Below are 10,701 nucleotides of genomic sequence, written 5' to 3'. Positions count from 1 at the left end.
CGTCGGGATCGCCGAGCAGCATGCGATGACGTCGGCGGCCGGATTGGCCATGGGTGGGCTGCACCCGGTGGTGGCGATCTACTCGACATTTCTCAACCGGGCGTTCGACCAAATCATGATGGACGTGGCGATGCACCAGCTGCCGGTCACCATGGTGCTCGACCGGGCCGGAATCACTGGCCCGGACGGCGCCAGCCACAACGGCATGTGGGATCTGTCGATACTGGGCATCGTTCCCGGGATGCGGGTGGCCGCGCCCAGGGACGGCGCTCGACTGCATGAAGAGCTCGGCGAGGCGCTCGACATCGTCGACGGCCCCACCGCGATCAGATTCCCGAAAGGCGATGTCGGCGAGGATATTCCGGCTCTGGAGCGCCGCAGCGGCGTGGACGTGCTCGCGGTGCCTGCCGACGGGTTGACCGCCGAGGTGTTGCTGGTGGCGGTCGGGGCGTTCGCGTCGACGGGCCTGGCGGTGGCCGAGCGGTTGCGCAACCAGGGCATCGGCGTGACGGTGATCGACCCGCGGTGGGTATTGCCGGTTTCGGATGTGCTGACCGAATTGGCACTCGGGCACAAGCTGGTTGTCACGATGGAAGACAACGGTGTCAACGGCGGGATCGGTTCGGCGGTGTCAGCGGCGTTGCGGCGCAACGAGATCGACGTGCCCTGCCGCGATGTCGGGCTGCCGCAACAATTCTTCGATCACGCGTCGCGCGGCGAGGTGCTCGCCGAAGCCGGTCTGACCGAGCAGGACGTGGCCCGGCAGATCACCGGTTGGGTGGCGGCGCTGGCCGGCGGCCTGGGCAATGGCGTTGAGTCCGCGGCAGAGATCAGCGAACGCCTCGACTAGCACGGGAGTCGTCGAGATCGACGGCAGCGTCATACCTACTCGAACTTTTGCGCGCTGCTGTCGATTTCGGCGGAATCGAGAGGCTGCAACGCGTCAGTCAGTACCGGCACCACCAGCCTGCGTTGCCAATCGCGGGCCTGCCCGGCAGTCAGAAACTCGTCAATCGCCGTAGCTGGATGCTCGGCGGGCTCCCAATCCCAGCACAGCCGTCGCACCAGGTCGGGGGACACCAGATTCTCGGTCGGCACCGATAATCGCTCGGAGAGTTCGCGCAGTCCGGCGCGGGCGGCTTCCAGGCGCGCCGCGGCTTCGGGCCTGCGTTTGGGCCAGCGTGCCGGCGGCGGTGGCCCGTTAGGCGGTTCGGCTTCCTCCGTGGGACCGGGGGTTTTCCGCGCCGATTCCAGCGCCGCCAACCATGTTGCGGCGTTACGGCGTTGGCGGGGACCGCCGAATATCGGCAGGGCGATCAGGTCGTCGCGGGTCTTCGGGTCGGCGGTCGCCGCATCGATGATCGCCGAGTCGGGCAAGATGCGGCCCGGCGCGATATCACGGCGTTGCGCGATTTCGTCTCGCACAGTCCACAACTCACGAACCGCAGCCAGGGCGCGCTGGTTACGCACCTTATGGATGCCCGATGTGCGTCGCCAGCGCTCTCGGCGGGTCGGCGGCGGCGCCTGACCCACGCTGCGCAGGTAGTCGAATTCCTCTGCGGCCCAACCTGTTTTGCCCTGCTCGGCAAGCACGCCCGCGATCGCGTCGCGTAGTTCGATCAGGACTTCGACGTCGAGGGCCGCGTAGTTCAGCCACGCGGGCGGCAGCGGACGCTTGGACCAGTCCGCGGCGCCATGACCTTTGGCCAGACCCACCCCGAGCAGCCGTTGTGCCTCGGCTGCCAGGTTGACCCGGTCGAAGCCGGCTAACCGCCCGGCCAGCTCGGTGTCATACAGCGCCGGCGGTCGCATGCCGACCTCGGCCAGGCACGGCAGGTCCTGATCGGCCGCGTGCAGAATCCACTCGTCGTCGGCGAGCACCTCGGCGACGGGTCGCAGCACGGTCAGCGGGTCGCCGCCGTGGCTGACCGGGTCGATGAGCACGGTGCCGGCGCCGGCCCGGCGAATCTGAATCAAGTAGGCGCGGTTGGAGTAACGAAACCCCGAAGCCCGTTCGGCATCGACCGCGAATGCGCCGCGGCCGCTAGCCAGCAGTTCTGCGGCGGCGGCGATCTCGGCGGGACTCGTGGACAGGTCGGGCACACCGTCGGCCGGCGCAAGCAGCGGCGTTACGTCTGGTTCCGCGCTGCCGGGCTGATCGTCGGCCGCTTGAGGCAGCTGGGAAGCCATTTCAGACGCGGGACCGGGTGCCCAGATCCGTCACCCCGACCGGCGGCAGCCCCGCTGCATGCTCGAGCACCTCGCAAAACGCCTCGACATGAGTACCGATGTCGGGAGTGATCGCTGTCCAGGAGGCGCGCAGCTCCAGCTGATGGGCTCGCGGCGGTCCCGAGATGTCCCCGTAGCGCACGGAGCTGGTGGCGGTGACGGTGCCGCCGAGCGCAGTGACTTGGTCGGCGCGCTTGTCCAGGGCTTCGACCAGCCAGCTCCACGCCACCTCCGGCAGCAACGGGTCGACGGCCTCGCTGGAGTCCAGGTCGGCCTGGATGTAGGCGACCAGCCGCATGGTGCCGTCCCACGCGTCGGCCCCATCCGGGTCATAGAGCAGGATCAGCCGACCGAACGCGTCACCCTCGGACTGCTCCGACACGATGTCGACCTCGGGACGTTTGACCTCGGCGCCCAGCGCGTAGCTGTACGGCGCGAGACGCTGCGGCGGCCGGATAGGGCCCAGCTCGATCTCTGGTCGCACGGTGGCACCGCTCATCGCCGCGACTGCATCGCGGAACGGAACCGGTTCGGCTGAGCTCACGAGCGCCGCTCCTCCTCATCGCCCCGCGCTGCATCGTCGCCGGCGCGGCTCACAACAGCCGCCCTTCCTCATGCCCCCGCTCTGCATCGTCGCCAGCGTGTGCCACAACGTCTGACGCTAGACCTATCCCGCGACACGCGGACACAGGCGCGCCGTTTAGGACGAATCGGCGGAGAAACGCGCGGGCCGCTTCTCGCGGTGAGCCGCAAGACCCTCGGCGACGTCAGGCCCGCCAAACCCGAGAAACTCCAGGCCCAGGGAGGTTTCAAAGGCAGGCGCGAACATCCGGTACCAGTGGTTGAGGCTGTGTTTGGTGAAGCGGATCGCCGACTGCGCGCCTTGCGCCAGGTCCGCGGCGATGCGGGTCGCGGTGCCCAGCACTTCGTCGTCGTCGACACAAATCGACACCAGCCCGATCCGTTCCGCCTCGGCGCCCGACAGCGGCTCGCAGGTGAGCAGGTAGTACTTGGCCTTGGCCATCCCGACCAGCAACGGCCAGCAGATGGCCGCGTGATCGCCCGCGGCCACCCCCAGCTTGGTGTGGCCGTCGATGATCTTGGCGTTTCGACCGGCGACCGAGATATCGGCGAGCAGCGCCACCACCAGGCCGGCACCGACCGCGGCACCGTGAATCGCCGACACCACCGGCTTGTCGCAGTTGACGATGTTGAGCACCAGATCGCGGGCCTCGCGCATGATGCGCAACCGGTCGCTGAACTCACCCATCGTCTCGTCGATCAGCTCGAAGCTGCCCCCGGACGAGAACGCTTTGCCCTCGCCGCGGACCAAGACGACGCGCACGTCGGGGTCGCGACCGATCACCGGCCAGATATCGGCGAGGTCGCGGTGCATCTGCGGCCCGACCGAATTCAGCCCTGGCGCATCCAGAATCAGGTGAAGCATCCCGTGCTCGGCGCGTTCGATTCGCAGGCTTGGAAACTCGTCGTAGCTGACCTGTGGGTGACGAACTGACATGTTAGGCAGGTTACGCAGGCCCGCATCGGCACGCCCGCCCGGTGACGGCCTAGGGGACTGAGCCGGCTACGCCGCCGCCACGTAGTGGGGGTCGATGTCCCCGCGGATGATCCGCTCGGCCAGGCGGGACGCCAGCGCCATGATCGTCAGCGCCGGGTTGGCGCTGCCCTGGGTCGGGCATACCGAACCGTCGGCCAGGAACAGGTTGGGCACCGCCCAGGTCCGCTGGTCGGAGTTGACGACGCTGGTTTCAGGGTCGGATCCCATCCGCGCTCCCCCGATCAGGTGCGCGAAGCGCTGGATCGTGAGCACGTCCTGGGCATCGGCCGCATGCAGGATGTTGGTGATCACCTGGGTCGAGTACTCCATGTTGGCTTTGTCGTTGTCCGACAACGAGTAGTCAAAACGGGCGACCGGAATGTCGTAGGTGTCGGTCTCATCGGCCAGCGTGACCCGGTTATCGGGGTGTGGCAGCAATTCGTTGAGCACCCCGATGGTGGCCCAGTGGTTGTAGTCGCGCATGTATTCGCGCAGCGCCGCCCCCCAATGCCCGTCGGCCAGCACATGCTCGGCCCAGCCGATCGGCATCGGCGACACGGTCTGGATGGAAAACCCGCGCGCGAACCCGCGATCCGGATCGGTCTCGTAGAACTGCTCGGAGGACACCTCCGGCGGCGGGGCCTTGTACATCCGCAGCTCGTCGGGCCAGCGTCCGGCAGTTTGCGAGGCGCCCTGCACCATCACGTAGCGGCCGACCTGATCGTGGTTGTTGCACAACCCGTTGGGGAAACGCGGGCTTTGCGAATTCAACAGCAGCCGCGGCGTTTCGATCGAATATCCCGCCACCGCGACGACTTTGGCGCGCTGCCGGCGCTCGCGGAAAGTTCCACCGCCTTCGTCGTCAGCGAAATACGTGACACCGCAGGCCTTTCCGGTCTCGTCAAGCTCAATGCGCGACGCCATGCAGTTGGCCCTGATCTCGACGCCGTGGGCGAGCGCGTCGGGTAGATGTGTGACATAGGGGCTGGCTTTGGCATTGACCTTGCAGCCCTGCAGGCAATAGCCGCGATAGATGCAGTGCGGCCGATTGCCGAAGGTGCCGTTGACGATGCCGACCGGGCCGACCCGCATCTCGATACCGAGCTTGAGCGCGCCTTCCCACAGCTTCAGCGCGGCAGCCGCGACGGGGTGCGGCGAGTGTGGGTAACGGTGCGGATCCCCCCACGGCCAATCCTGGCCGGCCACCGGCAATTCGAGTTCGAGGCGTTCGTAGTGCGAGCGCAGGTCGGCGTAGCTGATCGGCCAGTCGGCGCCGACTCGGTCCCGGCTGAAGGTTTCAAAATCGCTTGGGTGAAAGCGGGGCGTGTAGCCGGCGTAGTGCACCATCGACCCGCCCACGCCGCGACCGGAATTGTTCTTGCCCAATTGAATTGGGTCCGAGCCGCCGATGATTCGCTTCTGCGTCCAGTACAACGGGTGCGAACCCGCCTCGTCGGAGACCCAGTCCTCGTCGGGATGCCAAAACGGGCCCGCTTCCAAGATCACAATGCGCCACCCGGCCCGGGCTAGCCGCTGTGCCAGCACTGAACCACCGGCGCCGGCACCGACGACCACCAAATCGACCTCTTCATCGTCGTGGTAGCGACGCATCGTGGCCTCGCCGGGCAGATCGCGGGAATGCACGTCGAGCAGGAAGCGGGAATCGTTGTCGGACGGGCCGACTGCCCCTTTGAGCAATCCACGCCAGAAGTCACCCATCGATGTTTTCCTCATCGACTGTCTCAACCGGGTCTTCGGAGGTGGCCCCGGCCGTTTCGAACGGCTCGCGAATACCGACGCCGCCCAGCCGCATATAACCTCGGGGGTAGGCGGGCCCGCCGAAACCAATTTCGTTCCAGGCCCAGGGATGGCTGTAGAACGCGCTGAGCACCATTCGCATCACCACCGACCACGCCCGAGACACGTTCAACTTCTCCCAGCTGCCGCCGTAGAGGTGCGCGTCGGCGAACCGCCCGACGATGGCCTCGCGGTTCTTGGGGTCGGCGGCCGCGAATGAGTCGGCGCCCGCGTCACGGGCCGCCTCGTCCAGACCGGCCAGCACCAGCCGCCATGTGTCGCGGTCGTCGGGCATGTCGGCGTACTGGTAGCCGTCCAGCTTGCCGTCGGCGAGTTTGGCGTCGACGACCTCGGCCACCGGGATCCGCGGTTCGCCGTCCTGGGCGAGCACGGTGTCGCAGAACGCGCGCAACGTCGGCTCCTGCTCTGAGCCGAAAAAGCGCAGCGGTCCCGGCTCCTCCAACCGGGCCAGCACCACCTTCTTGGTGGCCTCATCCCAGGTATCGACCGTCGACAGCACGTCATAGTCGGGGTAACGGCCGATCATCTGCGGCGTGAGGCCGCGACGCTGACGCGGCAGCCAGGACGGATGCAGCGGCTGACCGTCCGGTCGCAAATTCGGCAAATGTTTGCCGCTGGCAATGTCAGGTCTGTCGGGCATGGCGCTCACTTCTCGCGCCGCAGGATGGCGGCCAGCACCCCCATCGCTCCTACGATGCTCATCAACCCGGGCGCGGCGATCGGCGGGCCCATCGGCACGTTGTAGTTGTAGAGCCGCCAGCCGCCGGGTCTACGCGCTACTCCGCGGGCGTGAAAATATTGGCCCATCAGGCCGTTTATCGCGTAGATCCCGGCGGTGATCGGCAGCCACCGCTTGGCCCAGCGCTTCGAGAACACTCCGCCCACACCGGCGACCACCACCGGCGGAGTGACCACGATCGGGCTCCACATCCATTTGTTGCCGAAGCTGGCCTTGTAATGCTCGAAATACACCTCTGCCGTTGTCACCACCGCCGCGAACGCGGTCAACCCTGACAATGACCGCTCGAAGCGGCCGTGGGCGATATTGCGCAATGCCCGGTCGACGAAGTACTCCGCCTCACCGATCACATCGCCGTCGTGTCCCGACTTCTCCAATAGCGCCATCACCCGGCTCCTTCCGTGCCTACAGGCGGCGGACATTGACGCGCCGACTCGGGCGCACGCGGCCGCTGTCGGCAGGTTCCCCAAAATCCCCGCCTGCCACACCTGTCGGTTGGCTGACCGCCGCCCGTGAACTGCCTGCCAAAACCATCACGCGCTGGTCGTGGCAGCATTGAGCTCGATGAGTCCCCGTCGCACGCTTCCCGAGTCGCCGTATCTGGCTGCGGCCGCGGGCCGAAAGCCGCACCGCGTGCCGGTGTGGTTCATGCGTCAGGCCGGCCGATCGCTGCCGGAATACCGTGCGCTGCGGGCACACAGCACCATGATGGCGGCCTGCTTCGACGCCGAGCTGATCACCGAGATCACCTTGCAACCGATACGCCGCCACGACGTCGACGCCGCGATCCTGTTCTCCGACATCGTCGTGCCGCTGCGCGGCGCCGGTGTCGACCTGGACATCGTCGCCGACGTCGGCCCTGTGATCGCAGCGCCTGTCCGCACCGCCGCCGATATCGATGCAGTGAAACCCCTTGAGCCACAACGTGTTCAACCGGTTTCCGACGCGGTTTCGCTGCTGGTCGAAGCGCTGGGCGATGTTCCGCTGATCGGATTCGCCGGTGCGCCGTTCACGTTGGCGTCCTATCTGGTGGAGGGCGGCCCGAGCCGCCACCACGCCCGCACCAAGGCGATGATGCTGGCCGAGCCCACCTGCTGGCATGCGCTGATGGAAAAGCTCACCGATCTCACCATTGCGTTTCTGCGGGTCCAGCTCGACGCCGGGGTGGATGCGATTCAGGTGTTCGACTCGTGGGCTGGCGCGTTGTCGCTCGCCGACTACCGGCGCTATGTGCTGCCGCACAGCGCGCGGGTCTTCGCCGCGCTGGCCGACCGCGGCGTCGCGATGACGCATTTCGGCGTCGGCACCTCCGAACTGTTGGGTGCCATGTCGGAGGCGGGTGCAACGGTCGTCGGTGTCGATTGGCGAACCTCGCTGGTCGATGCCACCGCCCGCGTCCAAGCCGGTACCGCGCTGCAGGGCAACCTCGATCCGGCGGTGTTGCTGGCCGGCTGGCCGGCGGTGGAGCGGGCCGCGCGTGCGGTGGTCGACGACGGGCGTAACGCGGTCGACGCCGGGGCGGCCGGACACATTTTCAACCTCGGGCATGGGGTGCTGCCGGAAACCGATCCCGGCGTTCTCACCGAATTGGTGGCACTGGTCCATTCGTTATGACCCACTCGTATTGTGTTGTCGGCGGCGGTATTTCGGGCCTGACAGCGGCCTACCGGATACGGGTGGCCCTGGGCGACCAGGCGAGCATCACGTTGTTCGACCCGGCCGACCGGCTGGGCGGGGTGCTGCGCACCGAGGAAGTCGGCGGGGTGCCCATCGACGTCGGCGCCGAGGCGTTCGTCGTACGCCGCCCCGAGATGCCGGCGCTGCTCCACGAACTGGGGCTGGCGAACCGTCAGGTCGGTACCACCGGGGCGCGTCCGCTGATCTACAGCCAGGATCGGCTGCATCCGCTGCCGCAGGCCACGCTCAATGGCATCCCGTCGTCCGCGGAGTCGATGGCCGGGCTGGTGAACGACGCGACCCTCGCGCGTATCGCGTCCGAGCCGAGTCGGCCGTTTCGCTGGCAGCCCGACGGCGATCCCGCCGTGGTCGACCTGGTTGCCGACCGGTTCGGCGAGCAGGTGGTGGCCCGTTCGGTGGATCCGATGCTCGGCGGGGTGTACGCGGGGTCGGCCGCGACGATCGGCGTTCGCTCGGCTGCTCCCACTATGGCGGCTGCGCTTGACGGGGGCGCACCGAACCTGACCGACGCGGTCCGTCAGGCGCTCATGAGCGTCACCGCGGGACCGGTATTCGGTTCGGTTGGCGGCGGTTACCAGGTGCTGGTCGACGAACTGGTCCGACGCAGCCAGCCGAAGTGGGTACCGGAGGCTGTGGCACGGATCGAGGCTGCGGGGCAAGGCTGGATGCTGCACGACGACGCTGGCGGCCAGTGGGGTGCCGACGCGGTGATCCTGGCCGTCCCGGCACCGCGCTTGGCCGGGCTCGTCGAGGGCATCGCGCCACGCACGGCCGCCGCTGCCGGCCGCATCGTCAGCGCGTCATCGGTGGTGGTGGCGCTGGCCGTTCCTCGCGGTGTCCGCTTCCCGCAGAATTCCGGCGTGCTGGTCGCAAGCGGAGAACGGTTGCGTGCCAAGGCAATCACGTTGTCGTCGCGAAAGTGGGGACGACGCAGCGACGTCGAGCTGTTGCGCCTCTCGTTCGGCCGCTTCGGCGAGGAGTTGGCCCGCAGCGCGTCCGACGACGAGTTGCTGGCCTGGGCGAAACAGGATCTGGCAGCGGTTTTCGGGCTGGCGATCGACCCGGTGGATGCCTGCGTTCAGCGCTGGCCGGATGCGATGCCGCAGTACGGGCCCGGCCACCGCAACGTGGTGGCCGAGCTGCGTGCAGGCCTGCCGCCGACCGTGGCGGTGGCGGGCGGTTATCTCGACGGGATCGGGGTGCCGGCGTGCATCGGGGCGGCCGGCCGGGCCGTCACCAGCGCGATCCGGGCCGTCGAAGGCTCCGTGGCACGATAGTTGTCATGGCCCGCTTGGACTACGACACGATCAACGCCGCCGTTCGCTACCTGATGTTCTCAGTGTTTTCCGTGCGGCCCGGGAGCCTGGGTGAGGATCGTGATGCCGTCGTCGATGAGACCGCGACCTTCCTCAAGCAGCGAGAAGAACTCGGCGTGGTGGTACGCGGTGTCTACGACGTCGCGGGCTTGCGGGCAGACGCCGATTTCATGATCTGGACGCACGCCGAACGTGTCGAATCGCTGCAAGTGACCTACGAGGATTTCCGGCGCACCACCACGCTGGGCCGGGCGTGCACGCCGGTGTGGAGCAGTGTGGCGTTGCACCGGCCGGCGGAGTTCAACAAGAGCCACATCCCGGCGTTTCTGGCCGGCGAGGAGCCGGGCGCCTACATCTGCGTCTACCCGTTCGTGCGGTCCTACGAGTGGTATCTGCTGCCCGACGAGGAGCGCCGGCGCATGCTCGCGGAACACGGCATGGCGGCCCGCGAGTACAAGGATGTCCGGGCCAACACCGTGCCGGCGTTCGCGCTCGGCGATTACGAATGGATCCTGGCGTTCGAGGCTCCCGAGCTGCACCGCATCGTTGACCTGATGCGGGAGTTGCGGGCCACCGACGCGCGACGGCATACCCGCGAGGAGACTCCGTTTTTCACTGGACCGCGGGTGCCGGTCGAGCAACTGATTGCATCGCTGCCCTGACGTTGGCAATGGAGATTCCGCCGCCCAACCATCATGCCGATCATCCTGGATTTGCCGGGCCGATCGGTCTTTTCGTCGCTCTCACCATGCTGGTTGCGGGTCACGGCCGCGCCCGCTTCGTGGCCAATTTGGCCTCGGTATCGAGTACCGACCAGGTTGTGGACATTGGTTGCGGCCCAGGTAATTCCGTCAGAGCGGCCGCCCGCCGCGGCGCGGGCGTCGTCGGCGTGGATCCCGCGACGGTGATGCTCGGCGTGGCCCGGCTGGTTACTCGCGACCGACCGGGCATTAGGTGGCTTAAGGGCACTGCGGAGAGCTTGCCGCTGCCGGAGCGGTCCGCGACAGTGGTGTGGTCGGTTGCGACCGTGCATCACTGGGCGGATGTGACCGCGGGCCTCACCGAGGTCTGTCGAGTCCTCGCTCCGGGCGGCCGATTCTTCGCGGTCGAGCGCCGCGTGCGGCCCGGTGCCACCGGGCTGGCCAGCCACGGATGGACTGACGAACAGGCGGCGTCGTTCGCCGCTTGTTGCCGGACTGCAGGGCTCGAAGATGTTGACATCGAGACGGTGAACCGCGGCCGACGTGCCGTTCAGGTAGTGCGCGCGGTTCGCCCGTGAGCGTTGCATCGCGATAGTTTTACGTTATATCGTTAAGGCATGACAACGCAATTCGACCCGACCG

Annotated in this window: 10 protein-coding genes and 1 pseudogene; 5 read left to right on the top strand and 6 right to left on the bottom strand. The window is 67.4% G+C overall.

What is annotated here, in order from left to right:
- Positions 1 to 850: transketolase C-terminal domain-containing protein (locus WBF82_RS21265; RefSeq protein WP_424384908.1), on the top strand; the 850-nt coding region annotated here is incomplete at its 5' end.
- Between the two features lie 35 nt (positions 851 to 885).
- Here the strand turns inward: WBF82_RS21265 and WBF82_RS21260 are convergent.
- The 6 genes and pseudogenes from WBF82_RS21260 to WBF82_RS21235 all read right to left on the bottom strand — a co-directional run bounded on the left by WBF82_RS21260 (position 886) and on the right by WBF82_RS21235 (position 6,730).
- On the bottom strand, positions 886 to 2,190 hold the full coding sequence (locus tag WBF82_RS21260; protein WP_424384907.1) for an HRDC domain-containing protein: 1,305 nt from the start codon (positions 2,188 to 2,190) through the stop codon (positions 886 to 888).
- 1 nt (position 2,191) lies between these two features.
- Positions 2,192 to 2,826 (bottom strand): annotated as a pseudogene (locus WBF82_RS21255) (DUF3000 domain-containing protein).
- A gap of 103 nt (positions 2,827 to 2,929) precedes the next feature.
- Positions 2,930 to 3,748: an enoyl-CoA hydratase/isomerase family protein gene (locus WBF82_RS21250; protein ID WP_424384906.1), complete on the bottom strand. Its 819-nt coding sequence runs from the start codon at positions 3,746 to 3,748 to the stop codon at positions 2,930 to 2,932.
- Between the two features lie 66 nt (positions 3,749 to 3,814).
- Positions 3,815 to 5,506, bottom strand: coding sequence for a GMC family oxidoreductase (locus tag WBF82_RS21245; RefSeq protein WP_424384905.1), 1,692 nt, complete (start codon positions 5,504 to 5,506; stop codon positions 3,815 to 3,817).
- Positions 5,499 to 6,245, bottom strand: a complete 747-nt coding sequence (locus WBF82_RS21240; protein WP_424384904.1) for a gluconate 2-dehydrogenase subunit 3 family protein — start codon at positions 6,243 to 6,245, stop codon at positions 5,499 to 5,501. Before WBF82_RS21240 ends, WBF82_RS21245 begins: the two co-directional genes overlap by 8 nt.
- Before the next feature lie 5 nt (positions 6,246 to 6,250).
- Positions 6,251 to 6,730, bottom strand: a complete 480-nt coding sequence (locus WBF82_RS21235) for a hypothetical protein (RefSeq protein ID WP_424384903.1) — start codon at positions 6,728 to 6,730, stop codon at positions 6,251 to 6,253.
- A gap of 178 nt (positions 6,731 to 6,908) precedes the next feature.
- Here WBF82_RS21235 and hemE point away from each other — a divergent pair, with 178 nt between their 5' ends.
- From hemE to WBF82_RS21215, 4 genes are read left to right on the top strand one after another with little or no spacing between them, the layout of a single operon-like run.
- On the top strand, positions 6,909 to 7,958 hold the full coding sequence (hemE, locus tag WBF82_RS21230) for a uroporphyrinogen decarboxylase (protein WP_424384902.1): 1,050 nt from the start codon (positions 6,909 to 6,911) through the stop codon (positions 7,956 to 7,958).
- A complete protein-coding gene (locus WBF82_RS21225) occupies positions 7,955 to 9,319 on the top strand; it encodes a protoporphyrinogen oxidase (RefSeq protein WP_424384901.1) in 1,365 nt (454 codons plus the stop codon). Before hemE ends, WBF82_RS21225 begins: the two co-directional genes overlap by 4 nt.
- A 5-nt stretch (positions 9,320 to 9,324) precedes the next feature.
- Positions 9,325 to 10,020 carry a hydrogen peroxide-dependent heme synthase gene (gene hemQ / locus WBF82_RS21220; RefSeq protein WP_424384900.1) on the top strand — a complete coding sequence of 232 codons (696 nt, stop codon included), beginning with the start codon at positions 9,325 to 9,327 and terminating at the stop codon, positions 10,018 to 10,020.
- Between the two features lie 8 nt (positions 10,021 to 10,028).
- Positions 10,029 to 10,637 (top strand): class I SAM-dependent methyltransferase, encoded by a 609-nt coding sequence (locus tag WBF82_RS21215; protein WP_424384899.1) that lies wholly within the window; start codon positions 10,029 to 10,031, stop codon positions 10,635 to 10,637.
- Positions 10,638 to 10,701 lie beyond the last annotated feature (64 nt).

This window comes from Mycobacterium sp. (assembly GCF_049673265.1).
In the GTDB taxonomy this organism is placed as follows: domain Bacteria; phylum Actinomycetota; class Actinomycetes; order Mycobacteriales; family Mycobacteriaceae; genus Mycobacterium.
The sequence above is the reverse complement of the archived record's forward strand: the minus strand, read 5'-3'. Positions and strand labels throughout refer to the sequence as shown.